Annotated in this window: 22 protein-coding genes and 1 tRNA gene; 15 read left to right on the top strand and 8 right to left on the bottom strand. The window is 69.1% G+C overall.

The window, feature by feature from the left end; translation table 11 throughout:
- Positions 1 to 284: 284 nt before the first annotated feature.
- A complete protein-coding gene (regB, locus tag EIP85_RS06330; RefSeq protein WP_127901462.1) occupies positions 285 to 1691 on the bottom strand; it encodes a sensor histidine kinase RegB in 1407 nt (468 codons plus the stop codon).
- 94 nt (positions 1692 to 1785) lie between these two features.
- Between regB and EIP85_RS06325 the strand changes: the two genes are divergently transcribed.
- The 3 genes from EIP85_RS06325 (at position 1786) to EIP85_RS06315 (ending at position 3495) form a co-directional block, all read left to right on the top strand.
- Positions 1786 to 2415 (top strand): SCO family protein, encoded by a 630-nt coding sequence (locus EIP85_RS06325; RefSeq protein WP_127901319.1) that lies wholly within the window; start codon positions 1786 to 1788, stop codon positions 2413 to 2415.
- A 60-nt stretch (positions 2416 to 2475) separates the two neighbouring features.
- A complete protein-coding gene (locus tag EIP85_RS06320) occupies positions 2476 to 3042 on the top strand; it encodes an ActR/PrrA/RegA family redox response regulator transcription factor (RefSeq protein ID WP_127901318.1) in 567 nt (188 codons plus the stop codon).
- Positions 3043 to 3180: 138 nt separating this feature from the next.
- Positions 3181 to 3495 (top strand): H-NS histone family protein, encoded by a 315-nt coding sequence (locus EIP85_RS06315; protein WP_127901317.1) that lies wholly within the window; start codon positions 3181 to 3183, stop codon positions 3493 to 3495.
- A gap of 7 nt (positions 3496 to 3502) precedes the next feature.
- On the opposite strand, the gene EIP85_RS06310 is transcribed toward EIP85_RS06315, so the two are convergent.
- The gene (locus EIP85_RS06310; RefSeq protein ID WP_127901316.1) at positions 3503 to 4093 is read right to left on the bottom strand and encodes an HD domain-containing protein; all 591 of its coding nucleotides are present in this window, start codon (positions 4091 to 4093) and stop codon (positions 3503 to 3505) included.
- 168 nt (positions 4094 to 4261) lie between these two features.
- On the opposite strand from EIP85_RS06310, the gene ahcY reads away from it, so the two are divergent.
- Positions 4262 to 5656 (top strand): adenosylhomocysteinase, encoded by a 1395-nt coding sequence (gene ahcY, locus EIP85_RS06305; protein WP_127901315.1) that lies wholly within the window; start codon positions 4262 to 4264, stop codon positions 5654 to 5656.
- Positions 5657 to 5812: 156 nt separating this feature from the next.
- On the top strand, positions 5813 to 6154 hold the full coding sequence (locus EIP85_RS06300; protein ID WP_127901314.1) for a DUF2853 family protein: 342 nt from the start codon (positions 5813 to 5815) through the stop codon (positions 6152 to 6154).
- 7 nt (positions 6155 to 6161) lie between these two features.
- On the opposite strand, the gene EIP85_RS06295 is transcribed toward EIP85_RS06300, so the two are convergent.
- The 4 genes from EIP85_RS06295 to tsaD are packed head-to-tail and all read right to left on the bottom strand — an operon-like array spanning position 6162 to position 8916.
- Positions 6162 to 6581, bottom strand: a complete 420-nt coding sequence (locus EIP85_RS06295) for an EVE domain-containing protein (RefSeq protein WP_127901313.1) — start codon at positions 6579 to 6581, stop codon at positions 6162 to 6164.
- Complete coding sequence (locus EIP85_RS06290) at positions 6581 to 6853, bottom strand: YciI family protein (RefSeq protein WP_127901312.1); 273 nt, start codon at positions 6851 to 6853, stop codon at positions 6581 to 6583. Before EIP85_RS06290 ends, EIP85_RS06295 begins: the two co-directional genes overlap by 1 nt.
- A 3-nt stretch (positions 6854 to 6856) precedes the next feature.
- A complete protein-coding gene (locus EIP85_RS06285) occupies positions 6857 to 7822 on the bottom strand; it encodes an NAD(P)H-dependent glycerol-3-phosphate dehydrogenase (RefSeq protein WP_127901311.1) in 966 nt (321 codons plus the stop codon).
- Positions 7819 to 8916, bottom strand: coding sequence for a tRNA (adenosine(37)-N6)-threonylcarbamoyltransferase complex transferase subunit TsaD (tsaD, locus tag EIP85_RS06280; RefSeq protein WP_127901310.1), 1098 nt, complete (start codon positions 8914 to 8916; stop codon positions 7819 to 7821). The genes EIP85_RS06285 and tsaD overlap by 4 nt, the downstream gene beginning before the upstream one ends.
- 77 nt (positions 8917 to 8993) lie before the next feature.
- On the opposite strand from tsaD, the gene EIP85_RS06275 reads away from it, so the two are divergent.
- From EIP85_RS06275 to EIP85_RS06255, 5 genes are all read left to right on the top strand, one after another.
- Positions 8994 to 9707, top strand: coding sequence for a uroporphyrinogen-III synthase (locus EIP85_RS06275; RefSeq protein WP_127901309.1), 714 nt, complete (start codon positions 8994 to 8996; stop codon positions 9705 to 9707).
- A gap of 74 nt (positions 9708 to 9781) precedes the next feature.
- Entirely contained in the window at positions 9782 to 11146 is a 1365-nt protein-coding gene (locus EIP85_RS06270) for a hypothetical protein (protein WP_127901308.1), read from the top strand.
- Positions 11147 to 11155: 9 nt separating this feature from the next.
- A complete protein-coding gene (locus EIP85_RS06265) occupies positions 11156 to 12643 on the top strand; it encodes a heme biosynthesis protein HemY (protein ID WP_127901307.1) in 1488 nt (495 codons plus the stop codon).
- A gap of 130 nt (positions 12644 to 12773) precedes the next feature.
- Positions 12774 to 12849, top strand: a tRNA-Thr gene (locus EIP85_RS06260).
- Positions 12850 to 13200: 351 nt separating this feature from the next.
- Positions 13201 to 14682: a nucleobase:cation symporter-2 family protein gene (locus tag EIP85_RS06255; protein WP_127901306.1), complete on the top strand. Its 1482-nt coding sequence runs from the start codon at positions 13201 to 13203 to the stop codon at positions 14680 to 14682.
- A gap of 22 nt (positions 14683 to 14704) precedes the next feature.
- On the opposite strand, the gene bhcR is transcribed toward EIP85_RS06255, so the two are convergent.
- A complete protein-coding gene (gene bhcR, locus EIP85_RS06250; protein WP_127901305.1) occupies positions 14705 to 15517 on the bottom strand; it encodes an HTH-type transcriptional regulator BhcR in 813 nt (270 codons plus the stop codon).
- Between the two features lie 196 nt (positions 15518 to 15713).
- Here bhcR and bhcA point away from each other — a divergent pair, with 196 nt between their 5' ends.
- From bhcA to EIP85_RS06225, 5 genes are all read left to right on the top strand, one after another.
- Positions 15714 to 16904, top strand: coding sequence for an L-aspartate--glyoxylate aminotransferase BhcA (gene bhcA, locus EIP85_RS06245; RefSeq protein ID WP_127901304.1), 1191 nt, complete (start codon positions 15714 to 15716; stop codon positions 16902 to 16904).
- Position 16905: 1 nt separating this feature from the next.
- On the top strand, positions 16906 to 17895 hold the full coding sequence (bhcB, locus tag EIP85_RS06240) for a beta-hydroxyaspartate dehydratase BhcB (RefSeq protein ID WP_422067204.1): 990 nt from the start codon (positions 16906 to 16908) through the stop codon (positions 17893 to 17895).
- Between the two features lie 9 nt (positions 17896 to 17904).
- Positions 17905 to 19059 (top strand): 3-hydroxy-D-aspartate aldolase BhcC, encoded by a 1155-nt coding sequence (bhcC, locus tag EIP85_RS06235; RefSeq protein ID WP_127901303.1) that lies wholly within the window; start codon positions 17905 to 17907, stop codon positions 19057 to 19059.
- A gap of 107 nt (positions 19060 to 19166) precedes the next feature.
- The gene (gene bhcD / locus EIP85_RS06230; protein WP_127901460.1) at positions 19167 to 20135 is read left to right on the top strand and encodes an iminosuccinate reductase BhcD; all 969 of its coding nucleotides are present in this window, start codon (positions 19167 to 19169) and stop codon (positions 20133 to 20135) included.
- An 81-nt stretch (positions 20136 to 20216) separates the two neighbouring features.
- Complete coding sequence (locus EIP85_RS06225) at positions 20217 to 22001, top strand: ABC transporter ATP-binding protein (protein WP_127901302.1); 1785 nt, start codon at positions 20217 to 20219, stop codon at positions 21999 to 22001.
- A 5-nt stretch (positions 22002 to 22006) separates the two neighbouring features.
- On the opposite strand, the gene EIP85_RS06220 is transcribed toward EIP85_RS06225, so the two are convergent.
- Entirely contained in the window at positions 22007 to 23392 is a 1386-nt protein-coding gene (locus tag EIP85_RS06220; protein WP_127901301.1) for an O-antigen ligase family protein, read from the bottom strand.
- Positions 23393 to 23394: the final 2 nt, after the last annotated feature.

The following is a 23394-nucleotide window of genomic DNA, read 5'->3' as shown; positions in this document are numbered from 1 at the left end:
GGAGGCGGTAACAATCGTAAAAAAGTGGATAACTGGCATAGACCTTTTCCCATCCTGCCCATCTGCGTGGGTTCGAAGTTAAAACCAGAGGTTGAAAAGGTTAACAGTGTGTTAATGCGCTGCGCCGGAAGGGAATCGTGATCCGGATGGTGGTGCAACCGCCCGGCGGCGACCCCGGATTTGGGCCAATTCCCGGATCCGCCAGGGGGGTCACCGGGGCCGAACGCGCCCGCCGCCCGACCAGGGCACATGGGACACCCGGGGGGGGATTCGCCTACAGCGGCCTAGGCCGTGATCGGGCGGTTCCGGCCAAGGGCGGCCGGGGCCTCTGCCTCGATCCTGTCGCGGGGCCAGATCACCTCGACGATGGCGCCGCTGCGTTCGGGGCCGGAGGGGCTGCCCCCGGCCGGGGCGGCGGCGGGAGTGGGGGGCGCGGCGTTGGCGAAGCTCAGCTCGGCTCCCGAGCGCTCCAGCAGGGTCTTGGCGATGAAGAGACCGAGGCCCATGCCCTCGTATTCCGGCCGCTCCGGGTCGGGCTGCGCCTCGCCGCGGGCGCGGATGAACGGGTCGCCGATCCGGCCGAGCACGTTCGGCGGATAGCCCGGCCCATCGTCGATGACGCGGATGGACAGGCTGCGCGCGGTCCACTCCGCCTCTACCCAGACGGTGGAGCGGGCGAAATCCACTGCGTTCTGCACCAGGTTGCGCAGGCCGTGGACGATCTCCGGCCGGCGCTGGATCGTCGGCTGGCGGGCGGCGCCGTCGCGGATCGGGTGGGCGGAGAGCTCGATCGTCTTGCCGCGCGCCATGTGCGGTTCGGCGGCTTCGCGGATGACTTCGGCCACCGGGGCGAAGTGCATCTGCAGGTCGTCCTTCCCGGCCTGGCCCATGGAGCGGAGGATGTCGCGGCAGCGGTCGGCCTGCTGGCGGATCAGCTCTGCGTCGGAGGCGAGGTCGGGGTCGTCCTTCAGCTCCTCCATCAGCTCGGTGGAGACCAGCTTGATGGTGGCGAGCGGCGTGCCCAGCTCATGCGCGGCGGCGGCGACCACGCCACCGAGGTCGGTCAGCTTCTGCTCGCGGGCGAGCGCCATCTGCGCGGCCAGCAGCGCCTCGGACATGGAGCGGATCTCGGAGGCGACGCGGCGGGAATAGACCGCCATGAACAGGATGCCGGTGACGATGGCGACCCAGAAGCCGAAGCGCAGGGTCGGCGGCACGGCGAGCGGCGCGCCGGTGGGCAGGCGCAGCGGCAGGGCGTAAAGCTCCAGCACCGTGATCAGCGCGGCGGCGGCGGCGCCGAGCACCACGGTGGTGCGCAGCTGCAGCGCGGTGGCCGAGATCGTCACCGGCGCGAGGATCAGCAGCGCGAAGGGATTGTCCAGCCCGCCGGTCATGTAAAGAAGCGCCGCGAGCTGGGTGATGTCGAAGAGCAGCGTCAGAAGCGCCTCGCCTTCCGACAGGCGCTTGTTGGAGGGCAGGATGAAGCCCGCGGCGAGATTGGCCACCACCGAGGCGCCGATGACGAGCAGGCAGAGCCCGAACTCGATCTGCAGCCGGTAGACGAAGACCGCGACCGAAAGCGCGGCGAGCTGGCCGCAGATCGCCATCCAGCGCAGCAGCACCAGGGTGCGGATGCGGACCCAGTCGCTTCTTGTGTCGCGCAGGGCAAGGCCGGGAGGAGGGGAGGCGATCACGGGCGGGCCTTCGGGCGGGTCAGTCTGTCCTATTGTTAGACGCCGGCCCAGGTGGGATCAATGAGGCGCGCATGAGTAGGGAGAGGCGGGCATGACCCGGGTTTATGCGATTGTGGCGGCGGGGCTGACGGCGGCCCTGCTGCTGGGACTGGGTGTCATGGTCTGGACCGGCGCCGGGCGCGACCCGTTCGCGGCCTGCCGCAGCCGCCCCTTCAGCGACGCGGGGGCCACGATCGGCGGGCCCTTCACGCTGATCGACGGATCCGGCCGGACGGTAACCGACAAGGACGTGATCAGGGGGCCGGTGCTGGTTTATTTCGGCTATACCTCCTGCCCCGATGTCTGCCCTGTCGACAATGCGCGCAATGCCGAGGCAAGCGATCTGCTGGCAGAACGGGGCTATAATGTGACGCCGGTGTTCATTTCGGTGGACCCGAAACGCGACACGCCACAAGTCATGCGCGAATATACGCAGAGCTTTTCACCCAAGATGATCGGCCTTACGGGAACGCCGGATGAAGTGAAGGCGGCGGCACGGGCCTATCACGTCTATTTCAAGCTTGGCGATCAGAGCCAGCCGAATTACCCCGTCAGCCACTCGTCCAATACCTACCTGATGCTGCCGGGAACCGGTTTCGCGGAGTTCTACCGCAGTGACATTTCCGCCAAGGCAATGGCCGACAGCGTCGCCTGTTTCGTCGCCCATGCGCGCGGCGTTTGACCGCACCCCGCCTTCGCCATAGAACAACTGGCGGGACATCAAGAACGCCAGGAGTGGAACATGTCGGACGCGCAGGACGCCGAAGAGCGGGCCGAGCTAGGGGCGGATCGTTCGCTTCTTCTGGTCGATGACGACGAGCCGTTCGTCAAACGCCTTGCCCGGGCAATGGAAAAACGCGGCTTTGTTCCGGAGACGGCGGAAAGCGTTGCGGCCGGAAAGGCGATCGCCGGATCGCGCCCGCCGGCCTATGCCGTGGTCGACCTGCGGCTGGAGGATGGCAACGGGCTCGACGTTGTAGAGATGCTTCGCGACAAGCGGCCGGACTGCCGTATCGTGGTGCTGACCGGCTACGGCGCGATTGCCACCGCCGTCGCGGCGGTGAAGATCGGCGCAATCGATTACCTGTCGAAACCGGCCGATGCCAATGACATCACCAATGCCCTTCTGGCCAATGGCGAGGCGCTGCCGCCGCCGCCGGAAAACCCGATGTCGGCCGACCGGGTGCGCTGGGAGCATATCCAGCGGGTCTATGAGCTTTGCGACCGCAATGTCTCGGAAACGGCGCGGCGGCTGAACATGCACCGGCGCACGCTTCAGCGGATCCTGGCGAAGCGCTCGCCGAAATAACCGGCGGCGCAAAAAGTCCGAATCAAATAAAGTCGATTGCGGGTCTCCTCTTCCATTAACCAAAAATTAGGTTTAATGGAAATAAGTCGTAATTCGCGTTCCCATTGTGTGCGCATCTCAACGAACGGGGTAGACACCTTGCAAATCGATCTGAATTCCCTTTCTCTCAAAGAGTTGAAAGAACTGCAGGCCCAGGTTTCCCGCGCCATTGCCTCCTTCGAGGAACGGCGCAAGCGCGAGGCCGTGGCCGAACTGGAAGAGACGGCGAAACGTCTCGGCTTCAACCTGTCTGAATTGACCGTGGCCGCGGGCACCCGCAAACGCGGCAGCGCGCCGCCCAAATACGCCAATCCGGCGGATCCGACGCAGACCTGGACCGGCCGCGGCCGCAAGCCGAAATGGATGGAAGCCGCGCTGAAGGCCGGCAAGTCGCCCGACGATCTGCTGATCTGACCTGCGGCTATGCCGCGGCGAGAAGCGCCAGGTGGCGGGCGGTATAATCCGCCCGCACCTCCACCGGCGGGCGCAGCCGGATCTCCAGTGTCGAGACGAGGTTGTAATCCTGCCGGCCGAAGAAGCGGTCCGCTTCCGGCTTGGTGAAGCCGGCGATCTGGATCGCCTCCAGCCAGGCGGAAACCTTGTCCGCCGCCTTGATCTTCTTCTTGATTTGTACCGGAAGCTGCGCGGGAAGGCCGAAGCGCAGGTGGACGGCGGCGGTCAGCCGCGCGTCAAGCTCGCCGTAATCCTTGCCGACGGCGGCCTTCACCGGGCTGATCATGTCGCCCAGCACGTATTCCGGCGCGTCGTGCAGCAGCGCCGCCAGCCGCCACTTCGCCTCGATGCCCGGGTTCTGGCGGGCGAAGATCTCTTCCACCAGCAGCGAATGCTCGGCCACCGAATAGGGCCAGTCGCCCACCGTCTGCCCGTTCCAGCGGGCGACGAAGGCAAGGCCGTGGGCGATATCCTCGATCTCGATATCGACCGGGGTCGGGTCCAAGAGGTCAAGCCGGCGGCCCGACAGCATCCTTTGCCATGCGCGTGGTTGCTTCATCTCCGCCCCTGTCTGTTCTGCCCTGCCCCCTGTTCGCATCCCGGGGCGGGCGGGATCAAGCGAGCCGTGCCCTGGCCCGCCGGAATTGCGCCCAGGGGCCCGGCATTGTCGCCACCGGTCGCCAATGCTATCTCACCGCGAAACCGGATGTTGTGAAGGAGTACGGCGATGCCGAAGGATTACATCGTCAAGGACATGTCGCTGGCCGCTTTCGGGCGCAAGGAGCTCGACATTGCCGAGACGGAGATGCCCGGCCTGATGGCCCTGCGCGAGGAATTCGGCACGTCGAAACCGCTGAAGGGCGCGCGGATCGCGGGCTCGCTGCACATGACGATCCAGACCGCCGTGCTGATCGAGACGCTGAAGGCGCTGGGCGCGGATGTCCGCTGGGCGTCGTGCAACATCTTCTCGACCCAGGACCACGCGGCGGCGGCGATCGCCGAGGGCGGCACCCCGGTCTTCGCCGTCAAGGGCGAGAGCCTGGAGGAGTACTGGGCCTATACCGACCAGATCTTCCGCTTCGCGGGGGGGACGGCGAACATGATCCTCGACGACGGCGGGGACGCGACGCTCTACATCCTGCTCGGCGCGCGGGTCGAGGCGGGCGAAAAGGACCTGATCGCGGTTCCGACCAGCGACGAGGAGGTCTGCCTCTTCAACCAGATCAAGAAGCGGCTGGCCGAAAGCCCCGGCTGGTTCACCAAGCAGCGTGACGCGATCCAGGGCGTGTCGGAAGAGACGACGACCGGCGTTCACCGCCTTTACGATCTGCACAAGAAGGGCCTGCTGCCCTTCCCGGCGATCAACGTGAACGACTCGGTCACCAAGTCGAAGTTCGACAACAAGTACGGCTGCCGCGAGAGCCTGGTCGACGGCATCCGCCGCGCGACCGACGTGATGATGGCCGGCAAGGTCGCCGTGGTGTGCGGCTATGGCGATGTCGGCAAGGGTTCCGCCGCCTCGCTGCGCGGCGCCGGCGCCCGGGTGAAGGTGACCGAGGTCGACCCGATCTGCGCGCTGCAGGCGGCGATGGACGGGTTCGAGGTGGTGCTGCTGGAAGACGAGGTCGCCAAGGCCGACATCTTCATCACCACCACCGGCAACCGCGACGTGATCCGGCTCGAGCATATGCGCGAGATGAAGGACATGGCGATCGTCGGCAACATCGGCCATTTCGATAACGAGATCCAGGTGGCCGCACTGCGCAACCACAAATGGACCAACATCAAGGACCAGGTGGACATGATCGAGATGCCTTCGGGCAACCGGATCATCCTGCTGTCCGAAGGCCGCCTGCTGAACCTCGGCAATGCCACCGGGCACCCGAGCTTCGTGATGTCTGCAAGCTTCACCAACCAGGTGCTGGCGCAGATGGAGCTTTACACCAAGGGCGACGAATACAAGCCCGGCGTCTACATCCTGCCGAAACATCTCGACGAGAAGGTCGCGCGCCTGCACCTCGGCCGGATCGGGGTGAAGCTGACGCAGCTTTCCTCGGAACAGGCGAGCTATATCGGCGTGACCCCGGAAGGCCCGTTCAAGCCGGAGCATTACCGCTACTGAGCGCCCGTCGGGGCGAGGATTCGGGAGGGGCAGGCCGGGCGACGGGCCGGCCCTTTTCCATTCGCCCGGGCCGTCCCCTGCCGCCGACATTTCCCTTCCGGCGCGGCGGCTCCTCCCCTAGACTCGGGCCCGTGACGCGCCGGGACGAGGGACAGGATGGGAAAGCGAGACGACCTGATCGCGAAATACGCGGGTGAACTGCGCAGCAAATGCGGCATGGAGCCGGATATGGCGCTGCTCGAGAAGGTGACGATCGGCTGCGGCCCGGCGATCTTCGATCCCGAGGGCGAGATACTGGACGATGGCGACCCGGCGGCGCTGGCGCATCTGAAGTCGAACTTCCTGATCCGCAAGCTGAACCTGCCCGATCACCCGCGCCTGCAGGACGCGATTGAGGCCGCGCTGGACACCTACGGCCGGGGCGAGCCGCGCAAGTCCCGCGCCGTCCTCTGCTACCTGCTGGTCAAGCAGCTCGGCCGCGAGAAGATCTACGGCTGAGGGCCGCTTAGCCCTCTACGCCGCCGATCTCGCAGATCACCTTCCATTCCGCCTCGCTTACCGGCTGGACGGAAAGGCGGGAGTTGTTCACCAGCACCATATCGGCCAGCCGCGGATCCGCCTTGCACATGTCGAGGCTGACCGGGTTCGGCACCGGCCGGACCGCGCGGATGTCGACGCATTCCCAGCGCGGATCCTCCGTCGTGCTGTCGGGGTGGCAGAGGGCCGAGACCTCGACGATGCCGACGATCTCCTTGCCCTGGTTGGAGTGGTAGAAGAATCCCCTCTCGCCCAGCTGCATCGCCCGCATGTTGTTGCGCGCCTGGTAATTGCGCACGCCGTTCCATTCCTCGCCTTCCGCGCCCTTGGCCACCTGCTGGTCCCAGGACCAGGTGTCGGGTTCGGATTTGAACAACCAGTAGGCCATCAGCCGATCACCTTCTTCCATTCCTGCAGCGAGACATCGGCGAAAAGCCCGGCCTTCGCATAGGGATCGGCCGCCGCCCAGGCCTCTGCCGCCGCCATGTCCGGCACGTCGAGCATCACCAGGGACCCGCACATCCCGCCCTTGGCATCAAGGAAGGGGCCGGCGAATTCCACCACCCCGGTCCTTGCGATGTAGTCGAGATGGGCCTGGCGATTGTCGACCCGGGTCTGAAGGGCGCCGGGCTTGTCCCGGCAGATGAGCGCGACGCGCATGGATCACTCCTGTTTGAGAGGGCGGGACATCAGCGCCTCCACGGCCGCGCGGATGCCGATCCGCTGGTCGAGGAGGGCGGCGACCATGCCGGTGATCGGCATGTCGATGGAAAGGCTCTGCGCCAGTGCCGTGGCGGCGCGGGCGGTGGCGGCGCCTTCGACGGTGACGGAGGTGTCGAAGGCGGTGCCCTGACCCAGCGCGATGCCGAAGCGGAAGTTCCGCGACTGCTCGGACGTGCAGGTGAGGACCAGGTCGCCGAAACCGGACAGGCCGGCGAGCGTCTCTGTCCGCGCGCCGAGGCGGAGGGCAAGGCGCTGCATCTCGGCGAAGCCGCGGGTGATCAGCGCGGCGCGGGCGCTTTCGCCCAGCCGGGCGCCGATGACGACCCCTGCGGCGATGGCGATGACGTTCTTCAGCGCGCCACCCAGCTCTGCGCCGATCACGTCCGGGCTGCGATAGAGCCTGAGAATGGGGGTAGAGAGCTGCGCCTGCAGCCGGGCACCCGCGGCCTCGTCCGCGCAGGCCAGCGTCAGGGCGGTCGGCAGGCCCTTGGCGATGTCGGCGGCGAAGCTCGGCCCGGTCAGCACGGCGGGCACCGCCGCCGGGCAGGCGCGGGCGATCAGCGCGCTTGCCCCTTCGAGGCGGGTCAGGTCGATCCCCTTGCAGCAGGCGACGAGGGCGCGGCCATCGAGCGTGGAGCCGTGCGCGTCGAGGAACCCGGCGAGGGATTGCATCGGCATGGCAAGAAGAACGGTCTTGCTGGTGGCGAGGGCGCCCGCGTCGCCGGTGGGTGTGACCGTGTCAGGCAGATCCACGCCGGGCAGGCGGCGGTCGTTCCGCCCGGTCTCCACCATCACGCGCGCCTGATCGGGGTCGCGGGACCAGAGGGTGACCGCCGCGCCGGTGCGGCCCAGCGCCACCGCCAGCGCGGTGCCGAAGGCGCCGGAACCGGCGACGGCGAGGCTCACGCCTTCGCCCCCTTCTTGCCGGAGCCGAGCATGGCGGGGCTTGCCTTGTCGAGCGGCCAGCGCGGCCGGGCGCCGAGCGTCATGTCGTCGCGATGGCCAAGGCGGAAGCGCTCGATCCCGGCCCAGGCGATCATCGCGGCATTGTCGGTGCAGAGCCGCAGCGGCGGGGCGAGGAAGCGGAGGCTCGCGGCCCCCGCCACCCCTTCGAGGGCTGCACGGATCGTGGCATTGGCCGCAACGCCACCGGCGACGGCAAAGGCCGGTTCGGGCGGCATTAGAGCCATGTATTCGCCGATCGCGCGGCAGGATTTCTCTGCCAGCACATCGGCCACCGCCGATTGAAAGGCTGCGCAGAGATCGGCGCGGTCGGCGCGGGTCAGGCCGCCCTTTCCGGCCATGGCGAGGTCGCGGGCGCGCAGGAGGGCCGTCTTGAGACCCGAAAAAGACATGTCGCATCCCGGCCGGTCGAGCAGTGGACGGGGCAGGGGGATGCGGCGGGGATCGCCCGCGGCCGCCTCCGCTTCCACCGAAGGGCCGCCGGGCTGGGGCAGGCCGAGGAGCTTTGCCGCCTTGTCGAAGGCCTCGCCCGGCGCGTCGTCGATCGTGCCGCCGAGGCGGGTGAAGTCCTCCGGCCCGCGCACCAGCAGGAACTGGCAATGCCCGCCGGAGACGAGGAGCATCAGGTAGGGGAAGGCGAGCGCGTCCGTCAGCCGCGGCGTCAGCGCGTGCCCTGCGAGGTGGTTCACCCCGACCAGCGGCAGGCCCGCGCCCGCGGCAAGACCCTTGGCGCACATCACGCCGGACAGGACGCCGCCGATCAGCCCCGGGCCGGCGGTGACGGCCACGGCGTCGACCTGCGAAAGGGTCAGGCCCGCGGTCGCCAGCGCCTCTTCGACGCAGAGATCGAGTTTTTCGGCATGGGCACGGGCGGCCAGTTCCGGCACCACCCCGCCGAAGGGGGCGTGCAAATCGGTCTGGCCGGCGACGACGGAGGCGAGGATCTCTGCCGGTTCCCCCGGCACATGCCGGACCAGCGCCGCGGCGGTGTCGTCGCAGCTGCTTTCAAGGCCAAGCATGATGACGGGTTCAGGCATCCGGGTCGGGGCAATCTGTTGCGGCAGGCGTGCATCGCAGGTAACACCGCGATACCCCTCAGACAATCCCGGCGCCGATGCGAAAGCCTGCCCCGATCCTGCTTCTGACCCGGCCCGAAGCGGCCTCCCGCCGTTTCGCGGAAGCTGCGCGGGCGCGGTTCGGGGCGGCGGTCGTGCCGCTGATCGCGCCGCTGATCGAAATCACCTTCGCCGACACGCGCCCCGACCTGGCCGGGATCAGGGGGCTTGTCTTCACCTCCGAGAATGGCGTCGCGGCCTATCTTCGGCTGGAACAGGGTCGAATTCTGCCCGCCTGGTGCGTCGGCCCCCGCACGGCAGAGGCGGCGCGGGCCGGGGGCCTTCGGGCCCATGCGGCGGGCGGCGACGTGGCGGCGCTGGCCGAGATGCTGGCGCGCGAAGGCGTCACGGGCCCGCTTCTGCATAGCCACGGCGCGCATCGGGCCGGGGATCTGGAAGGGCGGCTGGCTGCGGCCGGAATCGCGCTGCGCAGCCATCCGGCCTATGCCCAGGAGGCGCGCGCGCCCTCGGCCGAAGCGCTGGCGGCGCTTGCCGGTCAAACCCCGGTGATCGCGCCGGTCTTCTCGCCCCGCTCGGCGCGGCTTTTCCGCGCGGCTTTCCCGGCGCCCGACGCGCCGCTTCGCCTTGTCGCGCTGAGCCCTGCCGTGGCGGAGGCGCTGGGGCCGGGCCCGGTCCGCGTCGCCGCGCGGCCGGATGCCGGGGCCATGCTCGACGCGTTGGCGGAAGAACTCGTCGCAGGCTCAACCGCTTGAAGCGGCGGGCGGCGACGGGGTAGTCTTGCCGGGTCACGCTGGGGCGCGAGCCCTCTGCCCGAGGAGATGAGTGCATGGCCGACCGCAAGACGTCCAAGGGCGCCAAGGAAGAGACGGCCGAGGAAATGGACAGCCCGGCGGCCGTGATCGCGCTTGGCGACAAGAGCGAATCGACCCCCGAGGCCAGCGCCGGGGAGGCCGCCGAAAAGCCCGGGGCCGAGACCGAGTCCAAGACCGGGGCCGCAGAGGCGGAGCCGGAACCCGAGGCCGCGCCCGAGGCGCCCGCGAAAGAAGGCGCGGCAGGGCCGGTGCCCCCGATCGCGCCGCCACCCGCGCCGGAAAGCCCGCGCCGCTCTGGCGGGGCGCTGGGGGCGATTCTAGGCGGGGTCGTCGCGGCGGCGATCGGTTTCGGGCTGGCGCAGCTGGTGCCGCAGGGCTGGCCGTTCGGGCCCTCGGTGCAGGTGACCGACAGCCTTTCCCAACGGCTCGACACGGCGGAAGCGGCGCTTTCGGCCCTCAAGACGCAGGTGGCCGCGCTCGACAAATCGGTGAAGGCGACGGAGGAGCAGGCGGCCTCTGCCGCGGGCCTCGGCGCCAGGATCAGCGCCGCGCAGGCGCAGGTCGCGGCGCTGAAAACAGAGCTGCAAAAGGGCCAGAACGGGCTGGATCAGAGCCTGAAGAGCCTTGAAGGACGGGTCGCGGCGCTGGAGAAGATGCCGCAGGCCTCCGGCACGGGTGCCCCTGCCTCTGCCGCTTCCTCCGCCCCGGCGGCCGGGGCGCCGGATGCGGCGGCGCTCGCCTCTCTCTCCGCCCAGATCGAGGCCCAGCGGAAGGCCAGCGCCGACCTCGCGGCACAGATCAAGTCCGTCGGCGACAAGGCGTCCGCCGGGATCGCAGAGGCCGAGAAGCAGGCCCAGCAGATGAAGGCCGACGCGGAGGCGACCGCCAAGGCCGCGCTCGCCCGCGCCGCGCTGACCCGGGTGCAGACGGCGCTGGACCTCGGCGGCAGTTTCGCCCCGGCGCTGGCCGAGCTGCGCGCCCAGGGCGCCAAGGTGCCCGCCGCGCTGACCAATACGGCCGAGGCCGGGGTGCCGACCCGGGCCGACCTGCTGCGCGCCTACCCGGCCGCCGCGCGCGCCGCGCTCGACGCCTCGATCAAGGCGACGATGGGCTCCGGCGTGATGGACCGGATCGGTGCGTTCCTGAAGACCCAGACCGGCCTGCGTTCGCTGAAGCCGCGCCAGGGCAGCGGCCCGGATGCGATTCTCTCCCGCGTGGAGGCGGATCTGCGCGACGGCAAGCTGGCCGAGGCGGTGAAAGAGACCGACGCGCTGCCCGTCGTCGGCCAGTCGGCGATGGCGGATTGGCTGACAATGGCCAATGCGAGGCTGCAGGCCTTGCAGGCGGTCGACGCGCTTGCCAAGAGCCTCGGTAAATAGGAGGCGGCGATGCTCTGGTCCCTTCTCAAGATCCTGATCTTCGTCGCGCTTGTCGCCGCGGTGACGCTCGGCGGCGGCTATCTGCTGCACACCAGCGGCAACATGGTGATCGCCATGGACGGCTGGGAGGTAACGCTTGGCCCGATCCAGGTGATCGTGGCGGCGCTGATCCTTGTCGCGCTCGTCTGGCTTCTGATCCGGCTGGTGGGGATCCTCGTCGCCACCGTCCGCTTCTTCAACGGCGACGACACGGCGCTGACCCGCGCCTTCACCCGCAACCGCGAGCGCAAGGGCTTTGACGCGCTGGCCGACGCGCTGATGGCGCTGGCCTCGGGCGAGGCGCGGCAGGCGCTGGGCAAGATCGGCCGGGCCGAGAAATTCCTGCAGCGGCCGCATCTGACCAACCTGATCGCCGCCCAGGCGGCCGAGATGGCGGGCGACACCAGGCGCGCCACCGAGGTCTACAAGCGTCTGCTGACCGATGAGCGCACACGCTTTGCCGGCGTGCGCGGGATCCTGAAGCAGAAGCTGGCCGAGGGGGATACCGAGACGGCGCTGAAGCTGGCCGAGAAGGCCTTTGCCCTGAAGCCGAAGCACGAGGAGGTACAGGACACACTGCTGAAACTCCAGGCGGGCGCGGGGGACTGGAAGGGCGCGCGGACCACGCTGCAGGCCAAGCGCCAGGCCGGGAACCTGCCGCGCGACGTCCACCGCCGCCGCGACGCGGTGCTTGCGCTCGAGCAGGCCCGCGCCTTCGCCGAGGCCGGCAATGCCCAGGCCGCGGGAGAGGCCGCGATCGCCGCCAACCGCGAGTCGCCCGACCTCGTGCCCGCCGCCGCCATGGCCGCGCGGGCGGAGATCGGCGCCGGGCACGCGCGCCAGGCGGCCAAGATCATCCGCAAGGCCTGGGAGGCGCTGCCGCACCCCGAGCTTGCCGCTGCCTTCGCCGAGATCGCGCCGGAGGAGAGCCCGCAGGAGCGCCTGAAGCGGTTCCGCCACCTGACCGACATCCGCCCGAAGGCGGAAGAGACGCGGCTGCTGCTGGCGGAGCTGAACATCGCGGCCGAAGATTTCGCGGCCGCCCGCAAGGCGCTGGGCGATCTGCCCGAAACCCACCCCACCGCCCGCGCGCTGACCATCATGGCCGCGATCGAGCGCGGCGAGGGGTCGGAGGACGCGGTGGTGCGCGGCTGGCTGACCCGGGCGCTCACCGCCTCGCGCGGGCCGCAATGGGTCTGCGACAAGTGCAACACGCCGCACGCCGAATGGGAGCCGGTCTGCACCGGCTGCGGCAGCGTCGACACCTTGAGCTGGCGCGAGATCAAGGGCGCGCCCGGGGTTTCGCCCACCGGCAGCGAGATGCTGCCGCTGATCGTCGGCACGCCCGCCGCAGCGGCGGCGAAGGACGAGACCGCCGCCGCCAGTGCCGCGCTTGTGGAGGATGCCGAGGTGATCGAGGAAGGCGCCGCGCCGGGCGGATCGGAGAGCACAAATTAGGGCTACACAGCCCGTTCCGATGATGCTATCAGCCGCGCCACGGCGCCGGAGGAGGTTTCCCCGGAGGCCTGTCCCCGAGGGACGTTTCAGTAGCAGGTAGGGCCTCGTTCAGGCCGTGACAGAGAAGAATGCCGGTGTAGCTCAGCTGGTAGAGCACGTCATTCGTAATGATGGGGTCGGGGGTTCGAGTCCCTTCACCGGCACCATTCTTCTCCGCCGATATCCCGCGAATTGCTGAAGATGCAGGCCCGGTACTAAGGGCGCGCGCCCGTCGCCGAGGGGGGGGTGGCGTCGCCCCGTTCGGTCGCCCGTCGCGACCGGCGGCAAGACTTTCAAGAAAAGACAGATATTCCGGTCCGTCCGATTGGCCTATCACGGAAAGTGTCGGCGGCGTGAAGGCGTCTGCCGGGGCCCCGTGACCTTCGAGGAGGACGGCCGGGCCCCGATCCGCGCGGCGCAACGGCCGCAGGGGCTGCCCGCCCATACCCGCGCGCCAGGGCCGGCGCGGCGGGACGGATTCAATAAGGCCCTGCTCCGGACAAACCTAGGGAAGAGACATGACCCAATCCACCCATCCAGTCGACGAGGTGCTGCCGGCCGGCAAGCTCCTTACGCTCGGGCTGCAGCACGTGCTCGTGATGTATGCCGGGGCCATCGCCGTGCCCTATATCATCGGCGGCGTCCTCAACCTTCCGCGCGCGGATGTGGCCTATCTGATCTCGGCCGACCTCTTCGCCTGCGGCATCGTCTCGATCATCCAGTCCTTCGGGATCGGCGGATGGGTCGGCGTGCGGCTGCCCGTGATGATGGGGGTGACCTTCGCCTCGGTCGGGCCGATGATCGCCATCGGCGTGCATCATTCCGGCACCGAGGGCGCGCGGATCATCTTCGGCTCGATCATGGCCGCCGGTGTCGTCGGCATCCTGATCGCCCCGGCGGTCAGCAAGCTGCTGCGGTTCTTCCCGGCGGTGGTGACCGGCACGGTGATCACCGTGATCGGGATCACGCTGATGGAGATCGGGATCTGGTGGATCTTCGGCAACCCGGCGGTGATGCCGCCGAAGCTGGTCGATCCGGCGCAGGCGCACTGGCTGAAGCAGATCGGCGATCTGGCCGCCGCGCAGGGTTCCGCCGTGCCCGCCGTGCCGCACGGCCTGAAGCTGGTGCCGACGCAGGCGAACCCGGCCTATGCCAATGGCACGAACCTTCTGATCTCGGCCCTCGTGCTGATCGTGGTGCTGGGCTTCGCCCGCTACGCCAAGGGGTTCCTGGCCAATATCGCCGTGCTGATGGGGATCGTCGCGGGGGGCGTGGTCGCCGCCATCGCCGGGCTGATGGGCTTCGGCGCCCTCTCCGGGGCGGCCTGGTTCGCGCCGATCGTGCCGTTCCATTTCGGCACCCCGATCTTCCAGGTCGTGCCGATCCTGACGATGGTCCTGGTGATCCTGATCACGATGGTCGAATCGACCGGCATGTTCCTTGCGCTCTGCGACATGACCGATTCCGAGATGACCCAGCCGCGGCTTGCCGCCGGTCTTCGGGGCGATGGCCTCGGTACGCTGGTGGGCGGGCTCTTCAACACCTTCCCCTATACCTCCTTCTCGCAGAACGTCGGGCTGGTGGGCGTGACCGGCATCCGCTCGCGCTTCGTGACGGTGACGGGCGGGGCGATCATGCTGGTCCTCGGGCTGGTGCCAAAGATCGGCGCGCTGGTCGCAGCGCTGCCGACGGCGGTGCTGGGCGGCGCGGGGCTGGTGATGTTCGGCATGGTGGCGGCGACCGGGATCCGCATCCTCGGCCGGGTCGATTTCCACAACAACCGGCACAACCTCTTCATCGTCGCGATCTCCATCGGCATGGGGATGATCCCGATGGTGGCGCCGAACTTCGACCAGTGGATGCCGCAGGCGCTGCACCCGATGCTGGAATCGGGGATCCTGCTCGCCACCGTCTCGGCCGTCGTGCTGAACGCCTTCCTGAACGGCGCCCATGGCACGCTGACGGACGCCCGCGACGCGGCGGAAGCCGCCGAGGCCTGAGCCCGCGCGGCGGCGCCGGGCCTCAGCGCCCGGTGCCGCCGATGGCTTCCGTCACCTCGTTGGCGGCGGCGCGCACCAGCGCGCCGATCTGCCCGGCCTCCGACAGCGGAATGCGGAAGGCGGGCCCGGAGACCGACAGCCCCGCGACCGGCTCTCCGAACGCGTTGAAGATCGGCGCGGCGATGCAGCGCATCCCCTCCGCCTTCTCCTGATCGTCGATCGCGACGCCGCGCAGGCGGGTTTGCGCAAGGTCGGCCGCCAGGGCCGCCCGGTCGGTCAGCGAGCGCGGCGTGAATCCCTGAAGGCCGCGCAGCGCGATGATCCGGCTCACGCGGTCCTCCGGGTACCAGGCCAGCAGCGCCTTGCCGATGCCGGAGACATGCATCGGGCTGAGCGTGCCGGGCGGGAAGAAGGCGCGGATTGCCTCATGCGTCTCGACCTGGGCGAGAAACAGCACCTCCTCCTGGCATTCGACGCCGAGGTTCGCCGTTTCCCCCGTCTGCCGCATCAGCGCCTGCATCGGCCCGCGCGCGCGCTCGGCCAGCTTGGTGCGCCGCAGGAAGGCAGAGCCGATGCGGAAGCTGCCCGCGCCCACGTGCCAGAGCTGGCCGGCCTCCTCCATCTCCACCATGCGGTGCTTCTGCAGGGTGGTGAGTACGCGGTAGACCGTCGCCGGGGCCTGACCGGTCTCTGCCGCAAGTTCTGACAGGGTCAGCCCCGGGCGTTCGCTCAACCGGCGCAGAAGCGCCATCGCCCGGTCGAGCGATTGCACCGTGTTCTGCTCGGTCTTGTCGTGGAAGGCCTTCGGCCGGCCGCGCGCGCGGGGAGGAGGCATGGGGGAATCTCCAGCAGCATGAAAAAATGTTGCGGCAGATGAAAAACCAGAAATGCCTGCAAAACAAGTGGTTTGATCGGCATGATGGCAGATATGAAAAAATATTTCGAAAAAATTGCACTGCGAGCCCCCTCCGCCTAGCTTGCCGGGGCGGTCCGATTGATCCGCGACACAAGCCTGCCGGAAGGAACCCGCCATGACTTCGCAGAACCCCGTCTTCATTCCCGGCCCGACCAATATGCCGGAGGCCCTCCGCAAGGCCTGCGACATGCCGACGATCGATCACCGCTCGCCGGTCTTCGCCGGGATCTTCCAGCCGGCCGTGGCGGGGGTGCGTGAGGTGCTGAGGATGCGCGAGGGCGAGGTCATCATCTTCCCCTCCAGCGGAACCGGCGGCTGGGAGGCGGCGGTGGCCAACACCCTTTCGCCCGGCGACACGGTTCTGGCGGCGCGCTTCGGCATGTTCAGCCACCGCTGGATCGACCTCTGCCGCCGCCACGGGCTGAACGTCCAGGTGATCGAGACGCCCTGGGGCCAGGGCGCGCCCATCGCGCAGATCGAGGCGGCGCTGAAGGCCGACCGGGGCCACCAGATCAAGGCCGTCCTCGCCACGCATAACGAGACGGCGACCGGCGTCCGCTCCGACATCGCGGGGATCCGCCGGGCAATGGACGCGGCCGGGCATCCGGCAATGCTGTTCGTCGATGGCGTCTCCTCCATCGCCTCCATGCCGTTCGAGATGGGGGCCTGGGGCGTCGATATCGCGGTGACGGGCAGCCAGAAGGGCTTCATGCTGCCCGCGGGCCTCGCCATCGTCGGGGTCAGCCCGAAGGCGCTGGCGGCGATGGAAACCGCACAGCTGCCACGGACATTCTTCGACTTCGCCGACATGCGCCGCAGCTATGCCACCGGCGGCTATCCCTACACGCCCGCCGTGGGTCTGCTGAACGGGCTTGCCACCTCCGTCCGGATGCTGCTGGACGAGGGGCTGGAGAATGTCTTCGCCCGCCACCACCGCATTGCCGAGGGCGTGCGCCGCGCCGTCGCGGCCTGGGGCCTGCGCCCCTTCGCCGCTTCGCCCGACCTCTATTCCGAGACGGTCACTGCCGTTACCGTGCCCGAGGGCTGCAACGGCACCGACCTCGTCCAGCTTGCCGCGAGCAAGTATGATGTCGCCTTCGGTGTCGGCCTTGGCGAGGTCGCGGGCAAGGTCTTCCGCATCGGCCACCTCGGCCAGATGACCGACGTGATGGCGCTCGCCGGGCTCGCCACGGTGGAGATGTGCATGGCGGATCTTGGCTGGCCGGTCCGGCTTGGCGCTGGCGTCGCGGCGGCGCAGGATTACTATCGCAACACGCATGGGGAGGCGGCGCGCGCCGCGGCCTGAGATGGATCACCCGAACACAGCGAACAGCCTGAACACCATGTATATCCCGACCTTCGATGACGTCCTGGCCGCGCACGACCGCATCGCGCCGTATGTCCACCGTACCCCGGTGCTGACCTCCAGCTACCTGAATGCGCTGACCGGGGCGGAGCTGTTCTTCAAATGCGAGAACTTCCAGAAAGCCGGTGCCTTCAAGGCACGCGGCGCCTCCAACGCCGTCTTCGGGCTGACCGAGGCGCAGGCGGCGCGCGGTGTGGCCACGCATTCCTCCGGCAACCACGGGCTGTCGCTGTCCTATGCGGCGGGCCGGCGGGGCATCCCCTGCACCGTGGTCATGCCGCGCACCGCGCCGCAGGCCAAGAAGGACGCGGTGAAGGGCTATGGCGGGCGCGTCGTGGAATGCGAACCCTCGACTTCTTCGCGAGAGGAGGTCTTCGCCCGCGTGGTGGCGGAAACGGGGGCGGAATTCGTCCATCCCTACAACGACCCGCGCGTGATCGCCGGGCAGGCCACCTGCTCGCGCGAGATGCTGGATCAGGTCGAGGGACTGGACGCGATCGTCGCCCCCATCGGCGGCGGCGGCATGATCTCCGGCACCTGCCTGACGCTTTCCACCCTCGCGCCGGGGGTGAAGATCTACGCCGCCGAGCCGAAACAGGCCGATGACGCCGCCCGCAGCTTCCGCGCCGGCCATATCATCGCCGATGATGCGCCCGAGACGGTGGCCGACGGGCTGAAGGTGCCGCTGAAGGAACTCACCTGGCATTTCGTCAGCCGCTTCGTCACCGACATCCTCACCGCCGAGGAAGACGAGATCGTGGAGGCGATGAAGCTGATCTGGAAGCGGATGAAGATCGTGATGGAGCCGTCCTCAGCCGTGCCGCTGGCCATGATCCTGAGGAACCGAGAGCTTTTCGCCGGCAAGCGCGTCGGCGTCGTGATCACCGGCGGGAACGTCGACCTGGACAAGCTGCCCTGGATGAAGGGCTGAGGAGGAACCATGAACGCACAGACTTTCAACGGCCTAGAAGTAGGCTATGACATCCCCGCCGCCCCGGGCATGGCCGAGGCGGAGATCCAGACCCCCTGCCTCGTCGTCGATCTCGACGCGCTCGACCGCAACATCGCCAAGATGCAGGGTTTCGCCAACCAGATGGGCGTGCGGCTGCGGGTCCACGGCAAGATGCACAAATCGGCCGACATCGCGCTGATGCAGATCGCCGCCGGCGCCTGCGGCATCTGCTGCCAGAAGGTGAGCGAGGCAGAGGCCTTCGCCCGCGCCGGGGTGAAGGACGTCCTGGTGTCGAACCAGGTCCGCGACCCGGCGAAGATCGACCGGCTGGCGCGGTTGCCGAAACTCTGCCGCACCATCGTCTGCGTAGATGACCCGACCAATGTGGCCGACCTCTCGGCCGCGGCGCAGCGCCACGGCAGCACGATAGAGTGCCTGGTGGAGATCGACTGCGGCGCCGGCCGCTGCGGCGTGAACTCGACCGAGGCCGTGGTGGAGATCGCGAAGGCCATCGCCGCGGCCCCCGGCCTCGCCTTCTCCGGCATCCAGGCCTACCAGGGTGCGATGCAGCACCTGCAGGACTGGGCCGACCGCAAGGCCAAGATCGACGTGGCCGTCGCCATGGTGACAGAGGCGGTCGCCGCGCTGAAGGCCGAGGGCCTGACCTGCGCCATCGTCGGCGGCGCCGGCACCGGCAGCTATGAATTCGAGGGCACCTCCGGCGTCTATAACGAGCTGCAATGCGGCTCCTACGCCTTCATGGATGCCGATTACGGCCGGATCCATGACAAGGACGGGCGCCGCATCGACGAGACGGAATTCGAGCACAGCCTGTTCCTGCTCACCTCGGTGATGAGCCACACCAAGGCGGACAAGGCCGTCTGCGACGCGGGCCTGAAGGCGCAGTCGGTCGATAGTGGCCTGCCGGTGGTCTTCGGGCGGACCGACGTGAAATACATCAAGTGTTCCGACGAGCACGGGGTGATCGAGGATCCGGCCGGCAAGCTGCAGATCAACGACAAGCTGCGCCTCGTCCCCGGCCACTGCGACCCGACCTGCAACGTGCATGACTGGTACGTCGGCGTTCGTGGCGGCAAGGTAGAGCGGCTGATCCCGGTGACGGCACGCGGCAAGGGGCTCTGACAGGGCTTTTTCTTGGAAGAAATACTCCCCCGCCGGAGGCGCCCGATGGCCAGCCAGGGCGCGCTCCGCGGGGGATGTTGATGGACAGAAGACAGGAGGAACCGGCGATGCTGATCGTGCCGGAGCGCGAGATCGCCGCGCTGATGACCGAGGCCGATGCCTATGAGGCGGTGGAGGCGGTCTTCGCCGCGATGGCCCGGGGCGAGGCGGTGAATTTCCCGGTGATCCGAGAGGCGATCGGCCATGCCGATGCCCTCTACGGCTTCAAATCCGGCTTCGACCGGGCCGGCGAGGTGCTGGGCGTGAAGGCCGGCGGCTACTGGCCCGGCAACGCCGCGAAGGGGCTGACCAACCACCAGTCGACCGTCTTCCTCTTCGACCCGGACAGCGGACGGCCCGCGGCGATGGTCGGCGGCAACCTTCTGACCGCACTGCGGACGGCGGCCGCGGCGGCGGTCTCGATCCGCCATCTCGCGCGGCCGGAGGCGAAGGTTCTCGGCATGATCGGTGCCGGTCACCAGTCCGCCTTTCAGATGCGCGCGGCGGCGCGGGTCGGGAATTTCGAGCGCGTGGTGGGCTGGAACCTGCATCCCGAGATGCTCGACCGCCTCGCCGCCACCGCCGCCGAGATCGGCCTGCCCTTCGAACCGGTCAGCCTCGATGCGCTGGGCGCCGAGGCCGACGTGATCGTCACGATCACCTCGAGCTTCGCACCGATCCTGATGGCCGCGCAGGTCCGCCCCGGCACCCACGTCGCCTGCATGGGCACCGACACGAAGGGCAAGCAGGAGGTGGAGGCAGCACTTCTCGCCCGCGCCCGGGTCTTCTGCGACGAGCGGGCACAGTCCGTCAGCCTTGGCGAGGCGCAGCATGCCGTGGCCGAGGGGCTTCTGGCGCCGGAGGCGATCACCGAGATCGGCGCCGTCATCGCGGGCCTCGCCCCCGGGCGGCAGTCGGCGGAGGAGATCACGCTCTTCGACGGCACCGGCGTCGCGCTGCAGGACCTCGCCGTCGCCGCCCGGGTGCTGGAGGCCGCCCGCGCCAGCGGCAAGGCGCTGGAGGTCGACATCGGCTGACCCCGCCCGACGGCAGGCGTTAACCGCGTTTTAACCATACCGGCGCCATCCGGGGGGACAGGACCTCTCGGAAGGCGGCGGATGATCCGAACCTACAGGACGCTTCTTGCGCTTCTGTCCCGCAGGGACCGGCGGCGGTTCGGGCTACTACTGGGCCTTTCGCTGCTCTCGGCGCTGCTCGACGTGGCCTCCGTCGGGCTGATGCTGCCCTTCCTGCGGGTCCTCGCCCGGCCCGGGGCGATCCGGCAGATCCCGCCCCTGCGCTGGGCCCAGGACGCGGCGGGGTTCGGGTCGCCCGGGGCGTTTTCCTTTGCGCTCGGCCTTGCCGTTCTCGCGCTCCTGCTGGTGGCGAGCGGGTTGCGGATTCTTACCCTCTACGCGCTGACCCGTTTCGGGGCGATGCAGGCCTTCGCCCTCGCCAGCCGCCTGCTGCGTGGGTCACTGCATCAGCCCTACGCCTGGTTTCTGACCCGTCACAGCGCGCGGCTGGGGGCGATGCTTCTGACCGAGGTGGATCAGCTGGTGACGGGCACGCTGCTGACCGCGCTGCAACTGCTGCCGCATCTGATGACGGCGGGGCTGCTCTCCGCGGCCGTTCTGGTGATAGAGCCCGCCATCGCGCTGGCCGCCCTCGCGCTGCTCGGCGGCGCCTATCTCGCGATCTACCTTGGCCTGCGCCCTGCGCTTTCGCGGCTCGGGCGCCAGCATCAGGCGGCAAACGCCCGCCGCTTCCATGTCGCGCAGGAGGCTGCGGGCGGGGTGAAGGAGGTGAAGCTGATGGGGCTGGAGGAGGCCTTCGCCGCCCGCTTCGACGCCGCCGCCCTGTGCACCGCCCGGCTGAAATCGCGGGTGCTGGTGCTGAACGAGGTGCCGCGCCACGCCGTGGAGGCGATCGCGCTGGGCGGGATCGTGGCGATGATCCTCGCCCTGATGCTCAGGGGGCAGGGCGGGCTGGCGGAGGTTCTGCCGATCCTGGGCTTCACCGTGCTCGCGCTTGGCCGGCTTCTGCCCGCGCTGCAGCAGGTCTATTCCAAGGTGACGCAGATCCGCTTCAACGACGCCGTGCTGGAGGGCATCCGGGACGAGCTCGTCGCCCTCCCGCCCGTGCTGCCGCCCCCGGCAAAGGCCCGAATCCGGCTGAAACAGAGCCTGACCCTTGACCGGGTCACGTACCGCTACCCTGGTGGCGAGGCGCCGGCGCTGGCAGAGCTGAGCCTGAGGATCCCGGCCTGTTCCTCCCTCGGCATCGTCGGCGGCACCGGGGCCGGGAAATCCACGCTGCTGGATCTGCTGCTGGGGATTTTGGCCCCGCAATCGGGCACGCTCAGCATCGACGGGCAGGTGGTAAAGGACCCGCGCGCATGGCAGGCCAGCATCGGCTACGTGCCTCAGACCCTGTTCCTGGCCGACGACACGCTGGCCGCCAATATCGCCTTCGGCCTGCCGGCGGAGGAGGTGGACATGCAGGCGGTCCGCCGCGCCGCCCGGCTCGCCTGCCTCGATGGGTTCGTCGAGCGCGAGCTTCCGCAGGGCTACGCCACGCCGCTTGGCGAGCGCGGGTTGCGCCTGTCCGGCGGGCAGCGCCAGCGCGTCGGCATCGCCCGCGCGCTTTACCGCGATCCCGACGTTCTGGTGCTGGACGAGGCGACCTCCGCCCTCGACAGCGTCACCGAGGCGGCGGTGATGGACGCGCTGCGGCAGGTCGCGGGCCAGAAGACCCTGATCATGGTCGCCCACCGCCTGAGCACGGTGCGCGGCTGCGACCGGATCATCCTGATGGAGGGTGGCCGGGTGCGGGCCGACGGCCGGTATGAAGAGATGCTCGCCACCAGCCCCGCGTTCCGCGCGCTCGCGCAGCTGGCCTGAGGGGATCAGCCCGCGGGCGGAAAGCGGGTGCGCCGCGCCGGCTGCCTTGGTCGCGCTGTGGTCAGCCCGGGGCGGCGGTAGAGCGGCGGCGCATGGCGGCGGTGCGGTGCGGGGTCCGGCGGGGCGGGCCTTTCGGACGGCTCCGCCTCCAACAGCCAGACCCCGGCACCGAAGAGGAAGACGGTGAAGGAATAGATCGTCCGCCAGATATCCACCGTCGCCAGCGTGAAGCTCAGCCCGACCATTGCGAAGACCCAGGCCCGCCGCAGCGCCTCCAGCCCCGGATCGCCCGCCAGGTCCCGCCGCGCGACCTGCACCAGGGCCAGGCCCCAGCCGGCGGCGAGGAAGGCAAACCCCGGCAGCCCGTAGCGCATCGCCGTCAGCAGCCAGAAGTTGTCGACCGAGGGCGAGGCCATGAACGAGGGCCGCACCCAGTCGTTCAGCCCGATGCCGAAGGCAGGATGGGCGAGGACGTTCACCATCCCCCAGTCGAATATCAGCTTGCGGTAATAGGCGGTCTGCGCGTCGAAGGTGGCATAGGCCATGAACAGCTGCATCGGCGTGCGGTGCGCGGCCAGATCGACCACAAGGTAGCCCGAGCCGAGCACCCCGATCAGCGCCCCCCAGCAATAGCGGCTGGCCCCGAAGATCCGGTGCCAGGCGAGCAGCCCGAGTTGCAGCGCCATGGCGAGCAGCGCGCCGCTCGACAGCGCCAGGCCCCCGCAGAGTACCACGGCAGCGGCGGCAAGACGGCGTGCGCCGTCTGGAAAGACCCGGTTCAGGCCCAAAAGGCAGAAGACGAAGGCGACGGAGCAGAACAGGCCATAATGGATCGGGTGGGCGAAATCCATCTGCACGCGGTGAAGGCCGAGGCGCAGCCCCGCCTCCACCGGCGCGACCGTCGCCACGCCCGGCAGCGCGGAGAGAAGCGCGATCAGGGGGGCCTGGCCGGTCGCCGCCTCCCACAGCGCCAGCGGCAGGGTGGCGAGGGTCAACAGCGTCAGCGCACGGCAGAGGGCGCGAAAATCTGCGGCGCTGCGGATATGCGCCCGGGCGAGCAGGTAGCCGCCAGAGAACTCCACCCCCTGCGCGCCGAAGTTCTCCACCACCCGGCCGGGGTTGTCGAGCGCCAGCGCCAGCCCGGCCCAGAGGAGATGCGCGGCGAAGAACCCGTCGACCGCGCGCGGCGGCCCGAAGCGCCCGTTGACGAGGCCGAACGCAAGCGGCAGCACCAGCACGATCAGCAGCGCGCGCAGCCCGGTGACGTAAAGCGGGCCGATCTGCACGCTGACGGTCAACAGCACCGTGACCAGGTAAAGCTGCACCGGCAGCGCAAGCGGCCCCGGCGCATCTTCCCCGGTCGCCGGTACGACCCGTTCGATCACTGCCATTG

This window comes from Solirhodobacter olei, from assembly GCF_004010155.1.
GTDB lineage: Bacteria > Pseudomonadota > Alphaproteobacteria > Rhodobacterales > Rhodobacteraceae > Solirhodobacter > Solirhodobacter olei.
This window is presented reverse-complemented; position numbering and strand designations above follow the sequence as displayed.

Coding starts and splice junctions, on each gene's coding strand:
- EIP85_RS06325 (WP_127901319.1), top strand. CDS start 1,786: ATGACCCGGGTTTATGCGATTGTGGCGGCGGGGCTGACGGCGGCCCTG.
- EIP85_RS06320 (WP_127901318.1), top strand. CDS start 2,476: ATGTCGGACGCGCAGGACGCCGAAGAGCGGGCCGAGCTAGGGGCGGAT.
- EIP85_RS06310 (WP_127901316.1), bottom strand. CDS start 4,093: ATGAAGCAACCACGCGCATGGCAAAGGATGCTGTCGGGCCGCCGGCTT.
- ahcY (WP_127901315.1), top strand. CDS start 4,262: ATGCCGAAGGATTACATCGTCAAGGACATGTCGCTGGCCGCTTTCGGG.
- EIP85_RS06300 (WP_127901314.1), top strand. CDS start 5,813: ATGGGAAAGCGAGACGACCTGATCGCGAAATACGCGGGTGAACTGCGC.
- EIP85_RS06295 (WP_127901313.1), bottom strand. CDS start 6,581: ATGGCCTACTGGTTGTTCAAATCCGAACCCGACACCTGGTCCTGGGAC.
- EIP85_RS06290 (WP_127901312.1), bottom strand. CDS start 6,853: ATGCGCGTCGCGCTCATCTGCCGGGACAAGCCCGGCGCCCTTCAGACC.
- tsaD (WP_127901310.1), bottom strand. CDS start 8,916: ATGCCTGAACCCGTCATCATGCTTGGCCTTGAAAGCAGCTGCGACGAC.
- EIP85_RS06275 (WP_127901309.1), top strand. CDS start 8,994: ATGCGAAAGCCTGCCCCGATCCTGCTTCTGACCCGGCCCGAAGCGGCC.
- EIP85_RS06270 (WP_127901308.1), top strand. CDS start 9,782: ATGGCCGACCGCAAGACGTCCAAGGGCGCCAAGGAAGAGACGGCCGAG.
- EIP85_RS06265 (WP_127901307.1), top strand. CDS start 11,156: ATGCTCTGGTCCCTTCTCAAGATCCTGATCTTCGTCGCGCTTGTCGCC.
- EIP85_RS06255 (WP_127901306.1), top strand. CDS start 13,201: ATGACCCAATCCACCCATCCAGTCGACGAGGTGCTGCCGGCCGGCAAG.
- bhcR (WP_127901305.1), bottom strand. CDS start 15,517: ATGCCTCCTCCCCGCGCGCGCGGCCGGCCGAAGGCCTTCCACGACAAG.
- bhcA (WP_127901304.1), top strand. CDS start 15,714: ATGACTTCGCAGAACCCCGTCTTCATTCCCGGCCCGACCAATATGCCG.
- bhcB (WP_422067204.1), top strand. CDS start 16,906: ATGGATCACCCGAACACAGCGAACAGCCTGAACACCATGTATATCCCG.
- bhcC (WP_127901303.1), top strand. CDS start 17,905: ATGAACGCACAGACTTTCAACGGCCTAGAAGTAGGCTATGACATCCCC.
- bhcD (WP_127901460.1), top strand. CDS start 19,167: ATGCTGATCGTGCCGGAGCGCGAGATCGCCGCGCTGATGACCGAGGCC.
- EIP85_RS06225 (WP_127901302.1), top strand. CDS start 20,217: ATGATCCGAACCTACAGGACGCTTCTTGCGCTTCTGTCCCGCAGGGAC.
- EIP85_RS06220 (WP_127901301.1), bottom strand. CDS start 23,392: ATGGCAGTGATCGAACGGGTCGTACCGGCGACCGGGGAAGATGCGCCG.